The organism is Actinosynnema sp. NPDC002837 (genome assembly GCF_040295345.1).
In the GTDB taxonomy this organism is placed as follows: Bacteria; Actinomycetota; Actinomycetes; order Mycobacteriales; family Pseudonocardiaceae; genus Actinosynnema.
This window is the reverse complement of record NZ_JBEOVG010000025.1, coordinates 1-23773: the sequence shown is the minus strand read 5'-3', so window position 1 is coordinate 23773 and position 23773 is coordinate 1. Positions and strand designations below refer to the sequence as shown.

11 protein-coding genes are annotated in these 23773 nt (G+C 73.7%); 8 read left to right on the top strand and 3 right to left on the bottom strand.

Annotated features, from left to right (window positions below; translation table 11 throughout):
• Position 1 precedes the first annotated feature (1 nt).
• The 3 genes from ABTZ99_RS19200 to ABTZ99_RS19190 are packed head-to-tail and all read left to right on the top strand — an operon-like array spanning position 2 to position 3230.
• Positions 2-832 (top strand): hypothetical protein, encoded by an 831-nt coding sequence (locus tag ABTZ99_RS19200; protein ID WP_498775993.1) that lies wholly within the window; start codon positions 2-4, stop codon positions 830-832.
• On the top strand, positions 829-2046 hold the full coding sequence (locus tag ABTZ99_RS19195) for a hypothetical protein (protein WP_499612676.1): 1218 nt from the start codon (positions 829-831) through the stop codon (positions 2044-2046). The genes ABTZ99_RS19200 and ABTZ99_RS19195 overlap by 4 nt, the downstream gene beginning before the upstream one ends.
• A complete protein-coding gene (locus ABTZ99_RS19190; RefSeq protein WP_498775997.1) occupies positions 2043-3230 on the top strand; it encodes an acyl-CoA dehydrogenase family protein in 1188 nt (395 codons plus the stop codon). The genes ABTZ99_RS19195 and ABTZ99_RS19190 overlap by 4 nt, the downstream gene beginning before the upstream one ends.
• On the opposite strand, the gene ABTZ99_RS19185 is transcribed toward ABTZ99_RS19190, so the two are convergent.
• The 3 genes from ABTZ99_RS19185 to ABTZ99_RS19175 all read right to left on the bottom strand — a co-directional run bounded on the left by ABTZ99_RS19185 (position 3172) and on the right by ABTZ99_RS19175 (position 7839).
• The gene (locus ABTZ99_RS19185; RefSeq protein ID WP_499612674.1) at positions 3172-3744 is read right to left on the bottom strand and encodes a P-loop NTPase family protein; all 573 of its coding nucleotides are present in this window, start codon (positions 3742-3744) and stop codon (positions 3172-3174) included. The genes ABTZ99_RS19190 and ABTZ99_RS19185 overlap by 59 nt on opposite strands.
• A 37-nt stretch (positions 3745-3781) precedes the next feature.
• Positions 3782-6067 carry an RCC1 domain-containing protein gene (locus ABTZ99_RS19180; protein WP_499612672.1) on the bottom strand — a complete coding sequence of 762 codons (2286 nt, stop codon included), beginning with the start codon at positions 6065-6067 and terminating at the stop codon, positions 3782-3784.
• Between the two features lie 179 nt (positions 6068-6246).
• A complete protein-coding gene (locus ABTZ99_RS19175) occupies positions 6247-7839 on the bottom strand; it encodes a tryptophan halogenase family protein (protein ID WP_498776004.1) in 1593 nt (530 codons plus the stop codon).
• 261 nt (positions 7840-8100) lie between these two features.
• Here ABTZ99_RS19175 and sbnB point away from each other — a divergent pair, with 261 nt between their 5' ends.
• The 5 genes from sbnB to ABTZ99_RS19150 are packed head-to-tail and all read left to right on the top strand — an operon-like array spanning position 8101 to position 23726.
• Entirely contained in the window at positions 8101-9123 is a 1023-nt protein-coding gene (gene sbnB / locus ABTZ99_RS19170; RefSeq protein WP_498776006.1) for a 2,3-diaminopropionate biosynthesis protein SbnB, read from the top strand.
• A gap of 36 nt (positions 9124-9159) precedes the next feature.
• Positions 9160-10143, top strand: a complete 984-nt coding sequence (gene sbnA, locus ABTZ99_RS19165; RefSeq protein ID WP_498776008.1) for a 2,3-diaminopropionate biosynthesis protein SbnA — start codon at positions 9160-9162, stop codon at positions 10141-10143.
• Positions 10140-21689: an amino acid adenylation domain-containing protein gene (locus ABTZ99_RS19160; protein ID WP_499612669.1), complete on the top strand. Its 11550-nt coding sequence runs from the start codon at positions 10140-10142 to the stop codon at positions 21687-21689. Before sbnA ends, ABTZ99_RS19160 begins: the two co-directional genes overlap by 4 nt.
• A complete protein-coding gene (locus ABTZ99_RS19155) occupies positions 21686-22501 on the top strand; it encodes an ABC transporter permease (RefSeq protein WP_498776012.1) in 816 nt (271 codons plus the stop codon). Before ABTZ99_RS19160 ends, ABTZ99_RS19155 begins: the two co-directional genes overlap by 4 nt.
• A 13-nt stretch (positions 22502-22514) precedes the next feature.
• Positions 22515-23726, top strand: a complete 1212-nt coding sequence (locus ABTZ99_RS19150; protein ID WP_498776015.1) for a cytochrome P450 — start codon at positions 22515-22517, stop codon at positions 23724-23726.
• Positions 23727-23773: the final 47 nt, after the last annotated feature.

Sequence of the window (23773 nt, the reverse complement as noted above, 5' to 3'; positions counted from 1 at the left end):
CGTGTACCGGACCTCCGCGCCGACGTTGACGCGGTCGTCGGGCGTGCGGGCGCTGGGGCTCTCGCGGGTCGTGCGGACCCGCGTCGCCCCCGACCGCTCGCTGGACGACGAGTTCTCGTTGCGCCACTTCACCGACCTCACGTCCCTCTACGGGGTCGCCGTGCGGCCGGACGTGCTCGCCTCGCCGGGCACGACGTTCACCGCGCTGACCCGGTCGCTGCACGCCGGGCTGGAGCCGTTGGGACCGGTGGAGCTGGCGATCGTCGCCCACGCCACGCCGGACCTCGACTGCCGGCTGGCCGCGGCGACGTACCTGGCCGAGGCGGTGCCCGGCGCGCCGTTGTCGTTCTCGGTGTCCGACGTGGGCCGGTGCGCGCCGTTCGCGGCGCTGCGGATCGCGTCGGACTACGCGGCGCGGCACGGTTTCTCGCGGGTGCTGGTGGTGATCGCCGACCAGGCGACGTTGCCCTACGACGTGGGCGCGCACGACCGGCCCGCGGGTGACGCCGGGGTGGCGTTGCTGCTGGAGCCCGGCGGTGCGCCGTTGTCGCTGGTGCACACGCCCGGGGTCGCGGTCGCCGACCTGCCGGACGCCCTGGCCGCCGGGCTGGCGTCGGTGGTGGGTCCGGACGAGCGGGTGGCCGTGGTCGCGGGCGCCGGGATCGACCCGGAGCTGGTGCGGCGCGGCGGGACGGTGCGGTCCGCGGCGGCCGGGTACCCGTGCACGTCGTTGTGGGAGGGGTTGGCCGGTTCGCTCGGCCGGGTGGTGCTCGTCGAGCACGACCCGGTGACCGGTGACCTGGGTCTGGCCGCGGTGGGGGAGGTCCGGTGACGACGTCCGTGCGGTGGGGCGCCGCTGTGCTGTCGCGCTGCCACCTGGTGGCGCGGGAGGAGGGGCTGGCGCCCGCGTTGACGGTGCTGGGTTCGCTCGTGGCGCCGGGTTCGCTGCCGTGCGGCCCGGGTGGGCACGCGGTCGTGTCGCAGGAGGTCGCGGCGTCGGCGGACCGGGTGTGGGCGGACGGTGTCCTGGTGGACCGGGTTGGACTGGACGAGTCCACTGTGGATACGATCGACCTGCCAGGCGGGGCGGTGGTGCTGCTGCGGATGGCGGGTACACGATCGGGTGAAGATGGCCCGAAAATGTACGGAAACGGTGTTCTCGATCCTCGGTTGAGAGCAGCGGACCCCGAGACCGACCCCGGCACGTCCGACCCCGGCACGTCAGACCAGCGAGCCGCCTGGGCGCTGGGCCTGGTGTGGCTGAGGCTGGGGCTGTCGGAGGCGTTGCGCGAGACGTGCATGCGCTACCTGAACGGGAGGCGCACCGGCAACACCACGCTGCTCCAGCAGCAGATGGTGAAGTCGACCGTCGCCGACGGGCTGATCGAGCACCTGGAGGTGCGCGCGGTCCTGACGGGCGTGGACCCGGGCGAGCTGCCCGGCGTGATCCTGGCCCACCTGCACGCCAGGATCACCGCGGCGGACCGGTGGCTGGTGAACCTGCTCGGCGCGAGCGGGTACCTGGTCGGCGGCCCGGGTCAGGTGGCGCACCTGTCGGAGCTGCTGGCGGAGGCCTACGTGCCCGCCCCGACCACCGACCCCGCATCGGACTCGCACGACCACACCCCGCCGGCCGCGCGCACCACGCCCAGGCCCACACCGGCCCCGGCCCCGGCCGCGCGCGCCACGCACGACGACGCGTCGGCCGCGCGCACGGCGAACGCCGCCCCCGCCGCGCGTGCCGCAGACGGCTCGACCGGTGCCGGCGACGGTGCCGCGGCCGGTTCGGTTGATGCGGGAACCGGCGCGGTTGGCGCGGGTGGCCCGGTCGGTGGCGCCGATGGTGTCGCGGACGGGTTGGCCGGTGCGGGATCTGCGGCCCATGGGATCGACGGCTCGATCGGCGCCGGCAACGGCGTTCCGGCCGGTTTCGGCGGTGCGGGATCCGTTGGCGCGGGTGGGGCGGGTGGCGCGCCGGCGGGTGCGGGCGGTGCCCGTGGCATCGGCGGCGTCGGTGGCGTGCGGTCCGTGGGTGTCGAGTCGTGAGCGCGCTGGACGCGCGGCTCGTTGCGTTGCGCGACCAGGTGCGCGAGTGGGGGGCGGACTTCCGCCGCCTCGGGCTCGCGTTGGACCGCGATCCGGAGCTCATCCGCGCCCACTTCGACCTCCCGGCGGTCCGCTACCTGTCGACCATGGGCATCCCGCCGGAGTACGGGAACGTCCCCATCCCCATCGCGGGCAACCGGTTCTACGGCACGCTCGCCCTCGAACGCGCGATCATCATGGAGGAGCTGGCCTGCGCGGACGTCGGCATGCTGGTCGCCTCGCCCGGCCCGCTGCTGGCCGGCGTGCTGGTCGACCTGCTCGCCGACGCCGAGCAGAAGGAGTGGTTCTACGGCCGGATGCTCGCCGAGCCGCTGTGGACGTTCTTCGCGCTCACCGAGCCGGACCGCGGGTCCGACGCGGGCGGGTTGACGTCGACGTTGACCCCGGTCGACGGGGGTGGCGTGCTCTCCGGCGAGAAGCGGTACGTCGGCAACGCCTGCCGGGCGCAGCTCGGGGTCGTGTTCGCGCGCGTCGGCTCCGGCCCGCTCGGCATCAACGCGGTCCTGGTGGAGACGCCGACGCCCGGGTTCTCGGCGACCGCGCTGGAGACCATCGGCCTGCGCGGCGCGCGGATCAGCGCGATCACGCTGGACGACGTGCACGTGCCCGCGTCCCGCTTCGTCGGACGGCACCTCTCGCCGTCACGGCGCGGCATGTGGGCGTTCGTGCAGACGTTCAACCTGCTCCGGCCGGGCGTGGCGGCGATCGCGCTCGGCATCGCGCGGGCGGCGCACGAGTACGTGGCCGAGCACCGCACGACGCTGCGCCGCGACGAGCGCGACCGGCTCGACGAGCTGGGCCGCCGGATCACGGCGGCCCGCGCGCTCGTGCACCTGGCCGCCCGCGCGGTCGACGCCCGGACGTCCGACGGCTACCTCGCGTCGGCGGCCAAGGCCCGCGCGTCGCAGCTCGCGCTCGACGCCACCCGCGCGGCCTGCGAGTTCTTCGGCGTCGGCGCGCGCTTCGACCACCCGCAGCTGGACAAGCTGGTCCGCGACGCGCGCGGCCTGGAGTTCATCGAGGGCACGTCGAACATGCAGAAGCTGAACCTGTTCCAGGGCCTGTTCACCGGGAAGCTGGACCGGGACGACCCGTTCCGGGTGGGCGTCGGCTCACCGCGCTGAACCCGGCCAGCCACCGCGCCACCCCGGCCGCGGACCGCAGCCGGACCCACGGCACCCCGGCCCGCGCCAACCGGCCGGGGTACTCGGCGAGGTGCCGGCGGCGGGCCCGCACCGCCCAGACGAGCACCGAGTTCCGGCCGACCAGGAAACCCGGCCGTTCCCGGTTGCCGTTCCACAGCACGGTCCGGCGCACGATCCGGGCCGTGCTGCGGCGCACCAACCGCGGCAAGGCGACCCACAGCGGCAGGTCCAACCACACGATCAGGTCGGCCCGGTGCCACAGCACGTCGGCGGTCAGGGCGGCGAGGTTGCCGTCGACCACCCAGGCGGGCCCCGCGGTGGCCGCCGCCAGCCGCTCCCGGAACTCGTCGTCCGGCGGCGTCGTCCAGTCCGGGCCGTGCTGGATCGCGTCCAGCTCGACGTGCGGGGCGTCGACCACGCGGGCCACCTCGCGCGCCAACGTCGACTTGCCCGCCCCGCTCACGCCGAGCACCACGATCCGCCGCACGGTCATGCCCCCAGCCTCCCAGGGAACGGCCGGCGACGGGTGCTCAGCCCGCCGGAACCAGGGCGAGCAGCCCGTACGCGTACCCGGAGATCCGGGTGACGCCGATCCCGCTCACCCGGTCCACCCGCAGCGGCACGTTCGACGTGCGCGGTTCGCCCCGACCCAGCTGGTAGTTCAGGTTGTCGCCCCACGCCCACAGCGAGCCGTCCGAGGTGAGCGCGTAGCCGTTGTGCGCCTCGCCCAGCGCGATGGCCACCGCGCCGGTCAGCCCGGACACCGCCACCGGCGAGCGGACGTGCTCGGTGCTCGTCGAGCCGTTGCCGATCTGCCCGTGCGCGTTGCTGCCCCACGCGAAGACGGTCCCGTCGGCCTTGAGGGCGTAGCGGTTGTCGACGCCGCCCTTGACCTCCACGACGTCGGTCAGCCCTGGCACCTGGACGGCCACCGGGCTCGGCGCGGTGTCCGTCGAGCCGTTGCCCAGCAGGCCGGAGTGGTTGGTGCCCCACGCCCACGCCGTGCCGTCCGCCTTGAGCGCGAAGCCCTCGTCGGCCACGGCGACCGCGTCGGTCATGCCGACGACCCGCACCGGCACGTTGGACTGGCACGTGCCCGGCACGGCCTTGTCGCACAGCACGCCGTGACCCAGCCTGCCCCAGGTGTTGTCGCCCCACGACCACACGGTGCCGTCGGACTTGACGGCGTAGCCGTTGTTGTAGCCGGAGGCGATGGCGACCACGCCCGTCAGCCCCGCGACCCGGACCGGGGTGGTCAGGTAGTCCACCTCGTGGTCGACGCCGTCACCGAGCTGGCCGTAGGCGGTGCGCCCCCACGACCACACGGTGCCGTCCGACCCCAGCGCCAGCCCGTTGCCGCGACCGGCCGCGATCGCGGTGATCCCGGACAGCCCGCTCATCCGCTGGGGCCGATCCGCGAGCAGGCCCGGCACCGCCTCGCTGTGACCCCACACCCACACGGTGCCGTCCGCGCGCAGCGCCATGTTCTCCGAGGCGCCGCCCGCGACGGCGACGACGTCGCCGAAGCCGGGGATCGCACCCGGCAGGGAGCGGTAGCCGCTCGTGCCGTCGCCGAACTGGCCGTTCACGCCCGCGCCCCACACGAACGCGCAGCCGGCGTTGCCCACGCAGGTGTCCGTGAAGTACCCGGTGACGTCGCCGAGCAGGTGGACGGCGCCGGACTCGCCCCGGTTCACCATGCCGAGCCGCTGCCAGGTGTCGAGCTCGCCGAACACCTGCGTCGTCGCGGTCCGCGCGGCGTCCGCGTAGAGGGTGCGCGTCGTGGCGCCGCCCACGTTCTGGGACATGCTGATCCGCGCCGTGCCGGTGCCCTGGGTGGCGGTCAGGTTGAACACCACGCCGGTGACCGGCAGCGTCGCGATCACCTCCGACGAGAGGTACCGGCCCGCGGCCAGCGCTCCGGCGGCGCCGTCCCGCACGCCTTGGCCGGTGGTCGTGTCGAACAGGCGGCGCGGCGTGACCGGGACGAACTCCCCGGCGGCGTCGGCGCCGTAGTAGCCCACGAGCTGGCCGATCACGCGGATCGTGCCCGCCTCGTTGAACAAGTCGATCCTGCGGTCCGCGCCGACCGCCACGACGGCCAGGTTGGACACGGTGCGCCGGGCCGCCACGGTCACGACCGACGTGCCCGGCCGCGCGGAGCCCGCCCGCCACGCGGTGACCGAGGTCGGCGCGGTCGCCTGCCCGGCGGTGAGGGCGACGGCCACCGCGGTCACGCCCGCCGGCACGCGGGACGAGACGTCGACGGTCCTCGTGGCCGCCGCGCCGACCGCGATGTCGAACAGCTCCGCCGACGCCGTGGGGCGGTACTTGGCGCCGCCGCCGGTGGCGTAGTAGCCGGTCAGGTCGGCGACGAGGTCCAGGGCGCCCGCGTCGGCGCGCAGGTCGACCCTGCGGTCGGGCCCCAGCTGGACGGTGACCGAGCCGGCCTTGCTCTCCCCGGCGTGCAGGCTCACGGCCGCGGCGCCCGGACGGGCCGAGCCGGTCTGGTGGGCGGTGACGGTGGTCGCCGCGGCGGCGGCGAACCCGGTCACGTTGAGCAGGACGGCGGTCGCCGTGGCCGGCACCCGGTCGGACAGGTCCACCGTCACGGTCCCGCCCGCGCCGACCCGACCGGCCGGCGCCCCGACGCCCGCGCGGGTGTCGAGCACCCGGACCGGCGCGACGGCGGTGTACCTCGACAACGCGGGCGCGGAGGCCGCGGCCGGCTCCGCCACCGCGCCGGTGGGCAGGGCGACCACGTGCGCCGCCGACGCCAGCAGGACGGCGAGCACCGCGAGAACCGGTCTGATCACGACTTCCCCCCGAAGAACCACGATGGTCGGCAGAGCGTAGGAACCCGGGTCGAGCACGCACAAGTCGGCTGACAGGTGGTGATGTGGGCCGAACGGTGCGTTCGCGCGGGCGCGCACGGCGACGAGCCCACCGGGTCGGGGGACCGGTGGGCTCGTCTTTTCCCGGGGGGTGGGAAGTCCTACTTGCCGTGCAGCTGCTTGAGGTACTCGTACGTGGTGGGCAGCGTGCTCATCAGTTCCTTCTGCGTCTGCTTGATCTGCGCGAACACCGCCTCGGCCGAGTCGAGCACGTCGGGCCGCGCGGCCAGCGCGGGCAGCGTGTGGTCGGGCAGGTACTCGAGCCCGGCGAAGATGCAGTAGTAGTTGGAGTTGTTCCAGAAGTTGCGGAACTCCGCCTCGAAGTTGGCGTAGTAGGTCGACTCGTCGGTGATCGGCATGTTGACCGCGAGACCGGCCTTGTACATGCGGACCTTCTCCTTGAAGTCGTCCGCCAGCTCCAAGTCCTTGCACGCCTGCCAGAACGGCGTGTCGTTGCGGGGCGCGAAGCTGAAGTGGCCCTGCACGAAGTCGCGGGAGTCGTCGAACATCGTCTCGATCTCCGCGTTGAAGCGGTCCTGCAGGATCGAGTCGAAGTCCTTGTCCGGGAAGTGCTTCGCCAGCTGGAACAGCGCCGCGTAGATGAAGTAGATGCCGGTCGACTCCAGCGGTTCCAGGAAGCACGACGCCAGGCCGATCGAGACCACGTTCTTGACCCACGCCCGGCGGTTGCGGCCGACGCGGAACTTGACCTGGTTCAGCGGGGTGTTCTCCGGGTCGAGTCCCCACATGTTGCAGAACTCGAGCGTCGCCTCGTCACGCGACTGGAACCGGCTGGAGAACACGTAGCCGCTGCCGAAGCGGCCCAGCATCGGGATCTTCCACGTCCAGCCGGACGACATCGCGATGGCGCCGGTGTAGGGCTCGACACCGTCGACGGCGTCGTCGTGCGGGATCTGGGCGGCGACCGCGCTGTCGTTGAGCAGGTGGTCGCTCATGTCCAGGAACGGCTCCTTCATCGCCTGGTTGATGAGCAGGCCGCGGAAGCCGGAGCAGTCGATGAACAGGTCGCCCTCGAGGGTGCGCCCGCCCTCGGTCTTGAGCGCCGAGACGTGGCCGCGCTGGTCGATGACCGCCTCGACCATCTTGTCCTGGACGTGGATCGCGCCCTGCTTGGTGGTCGCGAAGCGGCGCAGGAAGTCGGCGACCAGGTTCGCGTCGAAGTGCCACGCGTAGTTGGTCCACTTGGTGCCGTCCATGAACCTCGGCGAGAGGTTCTGGTCCATGATCGGCGGCTCGCGGTAGCAGGCGTAGTCGAACGGCTCGTCGGTCTGGCCGGTGAGCTTCTTGTGCGCCCAGTAGTGCGACAGCGGCTGGTTCTCGTGGTTCGGCAGCAGGCCGAACAGGTGGTAGTAGTGGTCGCTCGTGCCCTGGTACGGGCGACCGTTCGCCTCACCGACGCCCGGCGTGCGCCAGTTGGTGAACTTGATGCCCATCTTGAAGCTGGCGTTGCACTCGCGCATCCAGTCCTCCTCGGCGATGCCGAGGAAGTCGAAGAACGTCTTGTGCAGGTTCGGCACCGTGGCCTCGCCGACGCCGATCTTCGGGATGGCGGGCGCTTCGAGCACGGTGATGGTCACGGCCGGCCCGAGGGCCTTGCCGAGGTACGACGCGGCCATCCAGCCCGCGGTGCCGCCACCGAGCACCACGACCTTCTTGATCCTACGATCTGCCATCGAGGTTTGTCCTCCCGTCATGATCACGACAAAGGCCGCGGAACCGACGTTCGCCGCAGTGCTGCCGGTGTTCGAAGGGCGAGTGCCCGAGATATCCGGGTCGGGACCAGCCTGAACCCGAATGGCTATGGATTTTCTATACCCGACGCCGTCAGTGACGTGTCAGCGGGTTGTCAGCCGTGTTCGCGAGTATGTGGTCGTGACCGCTGCCCGGACGGGTCGGCGCTGCTCATCAGGCCTGGACGAGAAAGGGACGGTAACGTGGCACCTGCCTTCGCGGTGATTTCCGGCGCTCAAGTGGACGAGGTATTGCGAGGGCGCGAGAAGCACGTTGTCGAACTCATCGAGGCGGCTTACCGGTGGCACGGCGAAGGTGACACGGTCAATCCACCGTCCTATTTCCTGCGGTTCCCCGAAGACCCCTCGTCGCGGATCATCGCACTGCCCGCGTCCATCGGCGGCGACGTCGGCGTGCACGGCGTGAAGTGGATCTCCAGCTTCCCCGCGAACGTCGCCGCGGGCCTGCCGCGCGCGTCCGCGGTGCTGATCCTCAACGACCGCGAGACCGGCTACCCGATCGCGTGCCTGGAGAGCTCCATCGTCAGCGCGGTGCGCACCGCCGCGTCCGCCGCGCTGGCCGCGGACCGGCTCAGCCGGCACCGGAGCAGGCCCACCAGGGTCGGGTTCGTCGGCACCGGCCTGATCGCCCGCTACATCCACACCTACCTGACCGCCACCGGGTGGAGCTTCGACGAGGTCGGCGTGCACGACCTGAGCGCCGACTCCGCGAACGGCTTCCGCGAGTACGCCGAGGGCGCGGGCGACGGCGCCGTCGAGGTCCACGACAGCGCGGAGAGCGTGATCCGGTCGAGCGACCTGGTCGTGTTCGCCACCGTCGCGGGCACGCCGCACGTCACCGACCCGACGTGGTTCGACCACAACCCGCTGGTGCTGCACGTGTCGCTGCGCGACCTGTCGCCGGAGGTGATCCTCGCGTCCACCAACGTGGTGGACGACGTGGAGCACTGCCTGAAGGCGAACACCTCGCCGCACCTGGCCGAGCAGCTCACCGGCAACCGCGACTTCCTGTCCGGCACGTTGCACGACGTCATGACCGGCGCGGTGACGCCACCGGCGGACCGGCCGCTGGTGTTCTCCCCGTTCGGCCTGGGCGTGCTGGACCTGGCGGTCGGCAAGCACGTCTACGACGAGGTGTCGCGGGCGGGCGCGCTGGCCGTGGTCCCGGACTTCTTCTTCGACCTCGACCGCTACGGCAAGCGCTGAGCCGCCTGACCGTGCACTTCGCCTAGGAGTCGGCGCATGCCAGTGATATCGACGCCCCAGGAGTTCAACGTGGACGACCTCTACGTGGACCTCCGGCGGCTCTCGGGCCACCCGCTGTACCTCAAGTGCGAGGGGTTCAACTTCGCCGGGTCCATCAAGCTCAAGGCCGCCAACGAGATGGTGTCCGCCGCCGTGCGCGCCGGCACCCTGCGCGAGGGCGCCACGCTGGTGGAGAGTTCGTCGGGCAACCTCGGGGTGGCGCTGGCGCTGGTGGCGGCGAGCCGCGGCTACCGGTTCCTGTGCGTCACCGACGCGCGCTGCAACCTCGCCACCAGACAGCTGATGGAGGCGTTGGGCGCGCGGGTGCACGTCATCACCGAGCCCGACCCGCAGGACGGCTACCTCGGCGCCCGCATCCGCTACGTCAAGCAGGTGTGCGAGGACGAGGGCTACGTGTGGCTCAACCAGTACGCCAACCCGGCGAACTGGATGGCGCACTACCAGAGCACCGGCCCGGAGATCCTGAAGAGCTTCCCCGAGGTCGACGTGGTGTTCATCGGCGCGGGCAGCACCGGCACGCTGATGGGCTGCGCGCGGTACTTCAAGGAGAACAAGCCGTCGGTGCGGGTCGTCGCGGTCGACTCGGTCGGCTCGGTCACCTTCGGCACGCCCGCGCAGCCGCGGATGCTGCCGGGCCTGGGCACCAGCGTCCGCCCGCCGCTGCTGGACGAGTCCTTCGTGGACGAGGTGCTGCACGTGGCGGAACGGGACACGGTGCGCGCCTGCCGGACGTTGCTGCGGCACGGCTTCCTGTTCGGCGGCTCGACCGGCACGGTGCTCTCGGGCGCCGCCGACTGGCTCACCCGCAACCGGCCCGACGGCGATGTGACCGCGGTGGCGATCGCGCCCGACCTCGGCGACCGCTACCTGGACACCGTCTACCGGGACCAGTGGATCAGCGACATCTACGGCGCGGACCTGCTCGCCGAGGACGCCATGCTTGCGAGGAGACTGCCATGACCCACCGGCTTCCCCTGTCCGCCGGTCAGCTCGACATCTGGTTCGACGAGAAGCTCTCCGGCGGCACGTCGGCGTACAACACCGCGGGCTACCTGGACATCCGCGGACCGCTGGACATCGAGGTGTTCCGCGCGGCCGTGGCGCGGCTGGTGTTCGAGTCGGAGTGCATGCGGGCGCGGTTCACCGAGGTCGACGGCGAGCCGGGCCAGGTGGTCGAGCCCCTGCCGGACCCCGGTCTGCGGGTGCTGGACCTGCGCGGCGAGGCCGACCCGGAACGCGCCGGCCGCGACTGGGTGCGGGCCGACCTGGACGTGCCGTTCGCGCTCGGCGACTTCCCGCTGTTCCGCCTGGCGCTGCTGCGCGTCGGCGACGAGCGGGCGTTCTTCTCCCTGTGCATCCACCACTTCCTGTGCGACGGCTACACGCAGGTGGTGTTCTGGCGCAGGCTCGGCGAGCTGTACGAGGCCCTGCTGGCGGGCGCGTCGGTCGACGACGGCCGGTTGCCGCCGTTGGCCGAGCTGATCGCGGCGGAGGCGGCCTACGGCGGGTCCGGTCAGGCCGAGCGGGACCGCAGGTTCTGGGACCGGCGGTTCACCGACGCTCCCGAGCTGGTCAGCCTGTCGCACCGGGACGGCCCGCGGGCGCAGGGCTTCGTGCGCCGCAGCGCCGTGGTGCCCGAGTCGACCGCGCGCCTGGTCCGCGAGGTCGCCGCCGGGGCCAAGGTGACGTGGCCGACCGTGGTGACCGCCGCGATGGCGGCCTACACCCAGCGGATGACCGGCGTCCGCGACGTGCTGCTGACGTTGCCGGTGACCGCCAGGGTGGGCGCCCGGATGCGCGCCATCCCCGGCATGGTGGCCAACACCGTGCCGCTGCGGCTGGCCGTCGGCCCGGGGACGTCCCGCGCCGGGCTGCTGGCCGACACCTCGCGCGAGGTCACCAGGGTGCTGCGCCACCAGCGGCACCGGGTCAGCCGCATCCGCGGCGCGATGGGCCTGCGCAGCGACGACCGCAGGCCGTTCGGCCCGCTGGTCAACATCCTGCCGCAGGAGACCGAGCTGAAGCTCGGACCGTGCGCGATGACGGTCAACAACCTGTCCACCGGGCTGGTGGACGACTTCGAGGCCACGGTCGTGGAGGCGCCGGGCGGCGGCCTCGAACTGCACCTGAGCGGCAACGCGGGCCTGTACGAGGACGCCGAGGTGGCGGGCCACGTCACCCGCTTCGCCGCGTACCTGGAGGAGTTCGTGCGGGCGGCGCCGGACGCCGCGCTGAGCCGGGTGGACTTCGCCGGGGCCGACGCCGTCGTCGGCCCGGTGCGCGAGGACGACTACACCGGCGTCGTGGAACGCGTGCGCGCCGTCGCCGCGGCCCGGCCCGACGCGGTCGCGGTGGTGGACAGGGCCGGACCGGTGACCTACGGCGAGCTCGTCGCGCGCGCCAACGCCCTGTCGCGCGAGCTGGACGCCGGGCTGACCGCCGTGCTCGCCGAGCCCGGCGCCGGTTTCGTCACGGCGGTGCTGGCCGCCCTCGGCGCGGGCGGCGCGTACGTGCCGCTGGACGTGCGCGCGCCGGTCGCCCGGATCGCGGGCCTGCTGGCCGACAGCGGCGCCACGCACCTGGTCGTGGACCCGGCGCACCGCGCGCTCGCGGACGAACTCGCCGGCAGCGCGCGCGTGGTCGTGCTGGACGACGCCGAGGACCACGAGCTGTCACCGTTGTCCGACTCAGCCGACGACCTCGCGTACGTGATCTTCACGTCGGGGTCGACGGGCCGGCCGAAGGGCGCGATGGTGCACCGGGGCGGCCTCGTCAACCACCTGCTGGCCAAGGTCGAGGACCTCGGGCTCACCGCCGCCGACACCGTCGTGCAGAACGCGCCGGTGACCTTCGACGTGTCCGTCTGGCAGATGCTCGCGCCGCTGGTCGTGGGCGGACGGGTGCTCGTCGTGGGCGCGGCGGAGGCCGCCGACCCGGACACCCTGTTCGGCCTCGCCGCGACCGGGGGCGTGACCGTGCTGGAGGTCGTGCCGTCGCTGCTGCGCGCCGCGCTCGACGCCTGGGACGCCGCCGGCCACGCCGTGCCGCTGCCCGGCCTGCGGCACCTGGTCGTCACGGGCGAGGTGCTGCCCGCCGACCTGTGCGCGCGCTGGTTCGACCGCTACCCGGGGCTGCCGCTGGTCAACGCCTACGGGCCGACCGAGTGCTCGGACGACGTCACGCACGCGCTGATCACCGGACCGGTCGACGGCGCCCGCGCGCCGATCGGCCACGCGGTGCGCAACACCCGGCTCTACGTGCTGGGCGACGACCTGCGACCGATGCCGCAGGGCGTGCCCGGCGAGCTGTACGTGGCGGGCGCCGGCGTCGGCCACGGCTACCTCGGCGATCCCGGGCGCACCGCGACGACGTTCCTGCCCGACCCGTTCGGCGGGCCGGGCGACCGCATGTACCGCACCGGCGACCGCGTGCTGCGGCACGCCGACGGGCAGCTGGAGTTCCTGGAGCGGCGGGACTTCCAGGTCAAGATCCGCGGTCACCGCATCGAGCTCGGCGAGGTCGAGGCCGCCGTCCGCGCGGTGCCGGGCGTCGGTGACGCCGCGGTCGCCGTCGTCACCGACCCGGCCGGGCACAAGCGGCTCGTCGGCTACGTCGTGGGCGAGGCGGCCGGGGTCCGCGAGCAGGTGGCACGGCTGCTGCCCGAGTACATGGTGCCGTCGACGTTCGTGGTGCTGGACGCGCTGCCGCTGACCCCGCACGGCAAGGTGGACCGCAAGGCGCTGCCCGCCGTGGACTTCGGCACGCCCGTGACGACGCGCGCGGCCCGCACCCGCGAGGAGGAGATCCTCTGCGGTGTGCTCGCCGAGGTGCTCGGCGTGGCCTCGGTCGGCGCGGACGACAGCTTCTTCGCCCTCGGCGGCGACAGCATCAGCTCCATCCAGGTGGTCAGCCGCGCCCGCGCGGCGGGCCTGGTCGTCACCTCGGCGGACGTGTTCCGGCTGCGGACACCGGCCGCCATCGCGGCGGTCGCCAAGCCCGTCTCCGCCGTCGCCGTGGTCGCGGACGACGGTGTCGGGGAGGTCGAGCCGCCCCCGATCGCCCACCAGTTGCGCGAGGTCCCCACCGGGCTGACCCGTGACTACAGCCAGCACGTGGCGGTGTCCGTGCCCGCCGGGCTGGACGTCGACCGGCTCACCGCGGCCGTGCAGGTGCTGCTGGACCACCACGACGCGCTGCGGCTGCGGCTCGCCGAGCCGGTCGAGGGGCTGTGGGCGCTGGAGGTCCAGCCCCGCGGCGCGGTCCGCGCGGCCGACGTGGTCAGCGCCGGCGGCACGCTCGACGCGGCACGCGAGCGCTTGGCGCCCAAGGACGGCGTGGTCGTCCGGTTCGTGCTGAACGACGGCGAGCTGCTCGTGGTGGCCCACCACCTGGCCGTGGACGGCGTGTCGTGGCGGATCCTGCTGCCCGACCTGCGCGCGGCCGTCGAGGGACGGCCCCTGCCACCCGTCGGCACGTCCTACCGCCGCTGGACCGGGCTGCTGTCGGAGCAGGCGCGCACCGCCGCCCGCACCGCCGAGCTGCCGCTGTGGACGGGGCAGCTGCGCGGCGGCGACCCGCTGCTGGGCGCGCGCCCGCTCGACCCCGCCGTGGACGTCGAGCGCACCGCCGGCCACCACCGGTTCGAGGTGGCCGACGCGGCGGCGTTGACGACCACGGTGCCCGCCGCGTTCCACGCCGAGGCCAACGAGGTGCTGCTGGCCGCGCTCGCGGTCGCGGTGGCGCGGCGGCGCGGCGGCGGGTCGGTGCTGGTCGAGCTGGAGGGCCACGGGCGCGAGCAGGACGCCGAGGACGTGGACCTGGCGCGCACGGTCGGCTGGTTCTCCAGCGTGTTCCCCGTGCGCCTCGACGTCGGCGACACCTCGGACGTGCCGGGGGTGGTGAAGCGGGTCAAGGAGGCGTTGCGCGCCCTGCCCGACCACGGCCTCGGCTTCGGGCTGCTGCGCCACCTCAACCCCCAGACGCAGGGCGCGCTGGCCCGGTTCGCCCCGCCGCAGATCGGCTTCAACTACCTCGGGCGCTTCGGCGTGGACCGGGGGGAGTGGTCCTTGCGCGGCGACGTCGGCCTGCACGCGCACCGGGACGTGCCGCTGCGGTACGCGCTGGAGGTCGCCGCGGTCACCGAGGACCGGCCGACCGGCCCGGTGCTCGTGTCCGACTGGCGGTACGCGGGCGCGCTGCTGTCCGAAGAGGACGTCCGGGGCATCGCCGAGACGTTCACCGCGGTCCTGGGCGCGCTGGTGGAGTACGCGGAACGGCACGCGGGCCGGGCCGGTGGCCGCACGCCGTCGGACTTCCCGCTGGTGTCGCTGACCCAGCGCGAGATCGAGGACGTCGAGCGGGCGGTCGGCCCGCTGGACGACGTGCTGCCGCTGTCGCCGTCGCAGAAGGGCCTGCTGTTCCAGGCCGACTACGACCGCGACGGCGTGGACGCCTACACGTTGCAGGTGACCGTGGACGTGGCCGGTCCGCTCGACCCGGCCCGGCTGCGCGCCGCCGTACGGGCGCTCCTGGCGCGGCACCCGCTGCTGCGTGCCGCCTTCCGGCACCGGGAGTCCGGTGACGCCGTGCTCGTCGTGCCCTCGGCGGTCGAGCCGTCGTGGGACGAGGTCGACCTGAGCGGGATGGACCCGGCGGACCGGGACGGCGAGCTGGCCCGGCTCACCGACGCCGACTGGCTGCGCCGCTTCGACCTGACGGCGCCGCCGCTGGTGCGGTTCACCGTGGTGCGGCTGACCGGCGAGTCGTTCCGCGTCGTCTGGACCGTGCACCACTCCCTGGTGGACGGCTGGTCCAACCCGATCTTCGCGCGGGAGCTGTTCACCCTGTACGCCAACGGGGTCGACACCTCCGCGCTGCCGCCGGTGCCACCCCACGCCGACTACCTGCGGTGGCTGGCCGACCGGGACGTCGAGGCGGCGCGCGACGCGTGGCGCTCGGCGTTGGCCGGGCTGACGGAGGCGACCCGCCTCGCGCCGGTCGACCCGGACCGCACGCCCGCGGTGCCCGACGAGCTGCTGGTGGACCTGCCCGAGTCCCTGACGGCCCGCCTGACCGACTGGGCGCGGGCCAACGACCTCACCCTCAGCACGGTCGTGCAGGGCTGCTGGGCGGTGCTGCTGGGCGCCCTGACCGGGAGCCGGGACGTCGTGTTCGGCGCGGTGCGGTCCGGCCGGCCCGCCGAGCTGCCGGGCGTCGAGACGATGATCGGCCCGTTCCTCGGCACGCTGCCGGTGCGGGTGGCGCTCGACCCCGCGCACACGCTCGCGCGGCTGCTGGCGGACCTCGGCGCCGGGCAGTTCGACCTGGAGCCGCACCAGCACCTCGGCCTGGCCGAGGTGCAGCAGCAGGCCGGCATCGGCGAGCTGTTCGACACCGTGGTCAGCTACCACAACTACCCGATGGCCGACGCCCGCGAGCTGGGCGGCCTGGCGCCGGACCTGGACGTGCTCGGCGGCGAGGCGCGCGTGGTGGCCGAGTACCCGTTCGCGCTGGGCGTGTACCCCGGCGAGCGGATGCGGCTGCACGCCCAGTACCGGGGTCGCCTGTTCACCCGCGAGGACGTGCGGCTGCTGGTCGACCGGTTCGTGCGGTTGCTGGAGACCGCGGTCGACGCGCCGGACACGCCGGTGGGCCGGGTCGACGTGCTGGCGGCGGGTGAGCGGGAGCTGCTGCTGGGCGAGTGGAGCGGGCGGATCGCGCCGATCCCGGACGTGACCGCGCCGCAGCTGTTCGCCGACCGGGTCGCGCAGGCGCCGGACGCGCTCGCCGCCGTGTTCCGCGACGAGGAGCTGACCTACGCCGGGCTGGACGCCCGCGCGAACCGGCTGGCCCGGCTGCTGGCCGCCCGGGGCGCGGGCCCGGAGGGCGTGGTCGCCTTCGCCCTGCCGCGCTCGCTGGAGGCGGCGGTGGTGGTGCTCGCCGTGCTGAAGTCCGGCGCGGCGTTCCTGCCGATCGACGCCAAGCTGCCGCTGGACCGGATCGCGTACATGGTGGACGACGCCCGGCCGATCGCTCTGGTGTCCACTGTGGACACCGCCGGCGGGATGGCCGGGCTCGACGTGCCGCTGGTGCTCCTGGACGACCCCGCGGTGCTCGCCGAGCTGGACGGCCTGCCCGCCACCGCGCCGGCGCCGGCGCTGCGCCAGGGGCACCCGGCCTACGTGATCTACACGTCCGGGTCCACCGGGCGGCCCAAGGGCGTCGTGGTCGACCACGCCGGGCTCGTCGCCATGGTCCGGAGCCTGATCGCGAAGTTCGACGTCACGCCCGACACGCGGGTGCTCCAGTTCGCCTCCTACAGCTTCGACGCGACGGTGTGGGAGTGGGGCCTGGCCCTGCTGGGCGGCGGCACGCTGGTGGTCGCCGACGACGACGCCCGCGCGCCGGGCCGACCGCTGCTCGACCTGATCCGGACCAGGCGGGTCAACCTCGCGGCGCTGCCGCCGGTGGTCGCGGGCGGGCTGCCCGAGGACGCCCGGCTGCCCGACGACCTGGTGATGGTCGTCGCCGGCGAGGCGTGCCCGCCGGAGGTGGTGGCGCGCTGGGCGCCCAGGCACCGGATGTTCAACGGGTACGGGCCGACCGAGGCGGTGCTCGCCTCGACCGTCGGCGGCCCGCTGACCGGCGAGGGCAGGCCGCCCATCGGCACGCCGACCGCGGCGCACCGGGTGTACGTGCTCGACCCGCTGCTGCGGCCGGTGCCCGTCGGCGTGACGGGCGAGCTGTACGTCGCCGGCGGGCTCGCCCGCGGGTACCTCGACCGGCCCGGCCTGACCTCCGAGCGGTTCGTCGCCGACCCGTTCGACGCGCCGGGCGGGTTCATGTACCGCACCGGCGACCTGGTCCGGTGGCACGCCGACGGCCAGCTGGACTACGTCGGCCGCGCGGACGACCAGGTGCAGCTGCGCGGCTTCCGCATCGAGCTGGGCGAGATCGAGTCGGCGCTGGTGTCGCACCCCGGCGTGGCCCAGGCCGTGGTCGTGGTCCGCGAGGACGACGGCGACCGCAGGCTGGTCGGCTACCTGGTGCCCGCCGCGCCCGCGCCCGGACGACCCGGCGCGGTGCCCGACGGCGTGCGGGAACTGCTGGTCGAGTCGCTGCCGGAGTACATGGTCCCGGCGGCGCTGGTCGCGCTGGACGAGCTGCCGCTGACCGCGCAGGGCAAGCTGGACCGCAAGGCGCTGCCCGCGCCCGAGGCCGGCGCGCCCGCCGCTCGCGGCCGGGGACCGCGCACACCGGTCGAGGACATCCTGACCGGGCTGTTCGCCGACGTGCTCGGCCTGCCGCAGGTGGGGATCGACGAGGACTTCTTCGAACTCGGCGGGCACTCCCTGCTGGCCACGCGGGTCATCAGCCGGGCCCGGTCCGCGCTGGGCGTCGAGCTGCCCATCCGGGCGTTGTTCGAGGCGCGCACCGTGGCGGCGCTGGCCGACCAGGTGCGCGGCGCGCAGGGCGCCCGACCGGCGCTGGCGCCGATGCCGCGCGGCGAGCGGACGCCCCTGTCGTTCGCCCAGCGGCGGCTGTGGTTCCTCAACCGCCTGGAGGAGAACGCCACCGGCACCTACAACGTGCCGCTGGCGATGCGCCTGACCGGCGCGCTGAGGGTCGACGCGCTGCGCGCCGCCCTGCGCGACGTCGTGGCCAGGCACGAGGTGCTGCGCTCGGTGTTCCCGGACGAGGACGGCAAGCCGCACCAGCGGGTGGCCGACCTGCCGCCGGACCACCCGCCGCTGGAGGTGGCCGAACTCGCCGAGGCCGAGCTGGGCCGCGTGCTGACCGCCGAGACGGACCGCGGGTTCGACCTCGCGACAGAACCCGCGTTGCGCGCCACGCTGTTCCGGCTCGGCCCGGACGAGCACGTGCTGCTGGTCGTCTTCCACCACATCGCGTTCGACGGCTGGTCGATCGCGCCGTTCGCCCGCGACCTGACCGACGCCTACCGCGCCCGTTGCGCGGGCGTGGCCCCGGACCGGTCGCCGCTGCCGGTGCAGTACGCGGACTACGCGCTGTGGCAGCGTGAGCTGCTCGGCTCCGAGGACGACCCGGAGAGCCTGCTCGGCGCCCAGCTCGCGTACTGGACCGAGGCGCTCGCCGACCTGCCCGAGGAACTGGACCTGCCGACCGACTTCCCGCGCCCGGCGGTGAGCACGCACGACGGCGGCGAGGTCGAGTTCCTGGTCGACGGCCCGCTGTACGCGGGGCTGGTGGCGCTGGCGCGCGAGTCCGGCGCGAGCGTGTTCATGGTGTTCCAGGCGGCCGTGTCGGCCCTGCTGGGCAAGCTCGGCGCGGGCACGGACATCCCGCTCGGCACCCCGGTGGCCGGCCGGGCCGACGAGGCGCTCGACGAGCTGGTCGGGTTCTTCGTCAACACCGTGGTGCTGCGCACCGACACCGCCGGCGACCCGACGTTCCAGGAGCTGGTGCACCGCGTGCGGGAGGCGAACCTCGGCGCGTACGCGCACCAGGACCTGCCGTTCGAGTACCTGGTGGAGAAGCTGAACCCGGTGCGGTCGCCGGCCCGCCAGCCGCTGTTCCAGGTCATGCTGGTGCTGCAGAACGACGGTGACGGGCCGGCCGTCCTGCCCGGCCTGAACGCCCGCGTGCAGCCGGTGGCCGCGCCGCGCGCGAAGTTCGACCTCACCTTCCAGCTCGACGAGCTGGTCGCCGACGGCGCGCCCACGGGCATCCGGGGCGCGCTGGAGTACACGACCGACCTGTTCACCCGGTCCACGGTCGAGCGGATCGCGGACCGGCTGCTGCGGTTGCTGCGCGCCGCGGTGGCCGACCCGGGCGCGCGGCTGAGCCGGCTCGACGTGCTGGACCCGGAGGAGCGCGAGCGGGTGCTGGGCGCGGGCGCCGGACCACGCCGCCCGGACGCGTACCGGGGCGTGGTGGAGCGGGTGCGCGAGTTCGCCGTCCGCACGCCCGACGCCGTGGCCGTCGTGGACGAGGACGGCGAGGTCACCTACTCGACGCTGGTGCGCCGCGCCGCCGCGGTGTCCCGTGAGCTGGACGGCGGTCTGGCCGCGGTGCTGGCCGCACCGGGCGCGCGCTACGTCTCGGCGGTGCTGGGCGCGCTCGGCGCGGGTGGCGCCTACCTGCCGCTGGACGTGCAGGCCCCGGTGTCGCGCACGGCCGCGTTGCTGGCCGACAGCGGCGCGCGCGTGCTGCTGACCGACGCCGCGCACCGCCGCCTGGCCGAACAGGTGGCCGGCACCGCCCGGGTGGTGGTCCTGGACGGCGCCGAGGACGGCGACCTGCCGCCGTTGGCGGGCGCGGCGGACGACCTCGCTTACGTGATCTTCACGTCCGGGTCGACGGGCAAGCCGAAGGGCGCGATGGTGCACCGGGCGGGCATGGTCAACCACCTGCTCGCCAAGGTGGACGACCTGCGGCTGTCCGAACAGGACGCGGTGGTGCACAACGCGCCGGTGACGTTCGACATCTCGGTGTGGCAGATGCTGGCGCCGTTGGTGGTCGGCGGCCGGGTGCGGGTCGTCGGCCGCGAGGTCGCCGCGGACCCGGAGGCGTTGTTCGGCATCACGGCCGGTGAACGCGTCTCGGTGCTGGAGGTCGTCCCGTCGCTGCTGCGCGCCGCGCTGGACGTGTGGGACACCACGGGCGAGGCGCCGGAGCTGCCGTCGCTGCGCCGGCTGGTCGTCACCGGCGAGGCGTTGCCCGCCGACCTGTGCGAGCGGTGGTTCGCGCGGTTCCCGGCCATCCCGCTGGTCAACGCCTACGGGCCGACCGAGTGCTCCGACGACGTCACGCACGCGGTGATCACCGGGCCGGTGCGCGGCACGCGCGTGCCGATCGGCCAACCGGTGCGCAACACCGCGCTGTACGTGCTCGGCGACGACCTGCGGCCGCTGCCCGTCGGCGTGCCGGGCGAGCTCTACGTCGGCGGCCTCGGCGTCGGGCGCGGCTACCTCGGCGACCCCGCGCGGACGTCGGTGACGTTCCTGCCCGACCCGTTCGCCGCGGAGTCCGGTCTCGGCGCGGGCGCGCGGATGTACCGCACGGGCGACCGGGTGGTGCTGCGCCCGGACGGCAACCTGGAGTTCCTGGAGCGGCGCGACCACCAGGTCAAGATCCGCGGCCACCGCATCGAGCTGGGCGAGGTCGAGGCCGCGGCCCGGGCGTTGTCCGCCGTGCGCGACGCGGTGGTGGTCGTCGACGGCGACGCCAAGGGCCACAAGCGGCTCGTCGGCTACGTCGTGCCGGCCGACGACGCGGGCGGCGACATCGCGTTGCTGCGCAAGGAGCTCGGCGAGTCGCTGCCCGACTACATGGTGCCCGCCGCGCTGGTCGTGCTCGACGCCCTGCCCCTGACGCCCAACGGCAAGGTGGACCGCAAGGCCCTGCCCGCCGCGGACTTCGCGCACCTGCCCTCCACGCGCGCCCCGCGCACCCCGGCCGAGGAGCTGCTGGCCGGGATCGTCGCGGACGTGCTCGGCGTGCCGTCGGTCGGCGTGGACGACAACTTCTTCGCGGTCGGCGGCGACAGCATCAGCTCGATCCAGGTCGTCACCCGCGCCCGCAAGGCGGGGTTGCCGATCGCGATCGCGGACGTGTTCGTGCACCAGACCGTCGCCGACCTGGCGGCCGCGGCGGACGACCGCGCGCCGTCGCGGGCCGCGGCGATCTCCAGCGTGTTCGAGGAGTTCGCCGCCCTGGAGGAGACCACGCCGTTCGACACCGTGCTGCGGATGAAGCCGGGCTCCGGTCCCGCGCTGTTCTGCCTGCACAGCGGCGTCGGCTTCGCCCTGCCCTACATCGGCCTGGCGCCGCACGTCGGCCCGGACACGCCGCTGGTGGGCATCCAGTCGCCGTCCATCACCGAGCTGGCCGCGCTGCCGACGTCGTTGGGGCAGTTGGCGTCGGACTACCTCGACCTGATCAGGTCGATCCAGCCCGAGGGCCCGTACCACCTGCTCGGCTGGTCGTTCGGCGGCATCCTCGCCCACGAGGTGGCCGCGCGGCTGGAAGCCGACGGCGAGCGGGTCGGCGTGCTGGCCAACCTCGACGCCTACCCGCCGAGCAGGCACGACCCGCACGGCGACGACCAGGCGATGCTCGGCTGGGTGGTGGAGCTGGTCGGGCACGACCGGTCGGAGTTCGCGGGCCGCGACATCACCGCCGAGGACGTGGTCGAGGTGCTGCGCCGCGACGGCAGCCCGCTGGCCGGGCTCGGCGACGAGCGGGTGCTGGCGATGATCGAGGTGATGAAGGTCCACTCGCGGTTCTCCGAGCGGTACCGGCCGTCCCGCTACGACGGCGAGGTGCTGCTGTTCGCGGCCTCCGGCGAGCTGCCCGAGGACGAGCTGGCCGAACGGGTCGACCTGTGGACGCCGCACGTCGGCGCCCTCCGAGTGCACCACCTGCCCGGTGGGCACGACCACATGATGAACCCGGGCCACCTGGCCCGGATCGGCGCGGCGGTGGCGGCCGGGATGTCCCGCCCGCCCGGGAATGGGGAATCGTGAACGCACTGGTCGACGTCAAACCCGGGCCCGGGGCGACCCTGGTCGAAGTCCTGGCCGTGACCGGCAGGCGGCTGCGGCACCTGCGCCGGGCGCCCGGCCGCTTCATCGGGGTCACGCTCAACCCGCTGGTGTCCATGCTGGTGCTCGGCTACCTGTTCCAGCAGTCGATCTCCATCCCCGGCGGCGGCAGCTACCAGGAGTACCTGTTCGCGGGCGCGGCGCTGCAGGTCGGTCTCGCGGGCGTCGGCCCGACCGCCATCGCGGTCGCGACGGACCTGAAGGGCGGGCTGATCGACCGGTTCCGGTCGCTGCCGATCTCGCGGTCGTCCGTCCTCATCGGACACACGATCGCCGACCTCGTGGTCGCGGTGATGGGCCTGGCCGTCGTCGTGGGCGTCGGCCTGCTGCTGGGGTGGCGCTCGCACACCGGGCTGCTGCCCACGCTCGCCGCGTTCGGCGTGCTGGTCGTGTTCTGCTACGTGGTGACGTGGGTCGGCGTGCTGCTGGGCATGTCGTCCAAGAGCCTGGAGACCATCGACTCGATCGCGCCGCTGGTCGTGGTCGTGTTCCCGTTCCTGTCGAACGCGTTCCTGTCCGAGCAGAACCTGCCCGCGTGGCTGGCGCCGATCGCGGCCTGGAACCCCATCAGCGCGGTGGCCACGGCCTGCCGCCAGCTGTGGGGCAACCCGGTCACCACCGGCGGCGGCTTCCCGACCGACCACCCGGAGGTGGTCGTCGTGGTGACCCTCGGCCTGCTGTTCCTGCTGACCTCGTTCGTCAGCCTGCGCCGGTACGCGAGCACCGCCAACTGAGGAGAACACGGACATGACCGCCCACCTGGCCGATGTCGACCTGGCCGACCTGGACCTGGCCGACCCGCAGACGTTCCTGGACGTGGACCTGCACTCGATGTGGCGGCGGCTGCGCGAAGAGGACCCCGTGCACTGGAACCCGCCGGGCGACGGCACGCCGGGCTTCTGGGTGCTGTCCCGCTACGCCGACGTCGTGGCGGTGTACAAGGACAACAAGAGGTTCACCTCCGAGCACGGCAACGTGCTGTCCACGTTGTTGCGCGGCACGGACTCGGCGTCGGGCAAGATGCTCGCGGTCACCGACGGCCCGCGGCACCGCGACGTGCGCAACCTGATGATCAAGTCGTTCTCGCCGCGCGTGCTGGCGAAGGTCGCCGAACGGGTGCACCAGCGGACCCTGGCGCTGGTGGGCGAGCGGGTCGGGCCGACGTTCGACTTCGCCACCGACGTCGCCGACCACATCCCGATCAACACGATCGGCGACCTGATGGACGTGCCCGTCGCGGACCGGGCGAAGCTCGTGGACTGGAACAACCGGACGCTGAGCCGGTACAGCTCCGAGGACACCGAGCTGGAGGAGTGGCTGGCTCGCAACGAGATCCTGCTGTACTTCTCGGGCCTGGCCGAGCAACGCCGGCGCGACCCCGGCGACGACGTGGTCAGCGCCCTGGCCAACGGGCTGGTGGACGGCGCGCCGCTGAGCGAGGACGAGATCGTCTTCAACTGCTACAGCCTCATCCTGGGCGCGGACGAGTCCAGCCGCATGTCCTCGATCGGCGGGCTCCTGGCGCTGCACCAGCACCCGGAGCAGTGGCGCGCGCTCAAGGACGGCAAGGTCGACATCGGCACGGCGACCGAAGAGGTGCTGCGCTGGACCACGCCCGCCATGCACTTCGGCCGCCGCGCCGTCGTGGACGTGGAGCTCGGTGGGCGGGTCATCAAGGCGGGCGACGTGGTGACGCTGTGGAACAGCTCGGCCAACTTCGACGACGAGGTGTTCACCGACCCGCTGTCGTTCGACCTGTCGCGCACGCCCAACCGGCACATCGCGTTCGGCCACGGACCGCACTTCTGCCTCGGCGCCTACCTCGGGCGCGCCCACGTGCGCTCGGTGCTGGAGGCGGTGCGCGACCTGGTCGACGAGATCGAGCTGGCCGGTGAGCCGCGCCGGCTGTTCTCCAACTTCGTCCACGGCTACTCCAGCCTGCCGGTGACGTTGCGCTGACCGCGTTCCCCGACCGCCCCGCCGCGGACGTCGCCCCTCGGCCGAGG

Excerpts from the sequence above, each read along its gene's own strand:
- ABTZ99_RS19185 (WP_499612674.1), bottom strand. The coding sequence starts at position 3,744 with ATGACCGTGCGGCGGATCGTGGTGCTCGGCGTGAGCGGGGCGGGCAAG.
- ABTZ99_RS19175 (WP_498776004.1), bottom strand. The coding sequence starts at position 7,839 with ATGGCAGATCGTAGGATCAAGAAGGTCGTGGTGCTCGGTGGCGGCACC.
- sbnA (WP_498776008.1), top strand. The coding sequence starts at position 9,160 with ATGCCAGTGATATCGACGCCCCAGGAGTTCAACGTGGACGACCTCTAC.
- ABTZ99_RS19160 (WP_499612669.1), top strand. The coding sequence starts at position 10,140 with ATGACCCACCGGCTTCCCCTGTCCGCCGGTCAGCTCGACATCTGGTTC.
- ABTZ99_RS19150 (WP_498776015.1), top strand. The coding sequence starts at position 22,515 with ATGACCGCCCACCTGGCCGATGTCGACCTGGCCGACCTGGACCTGGCC.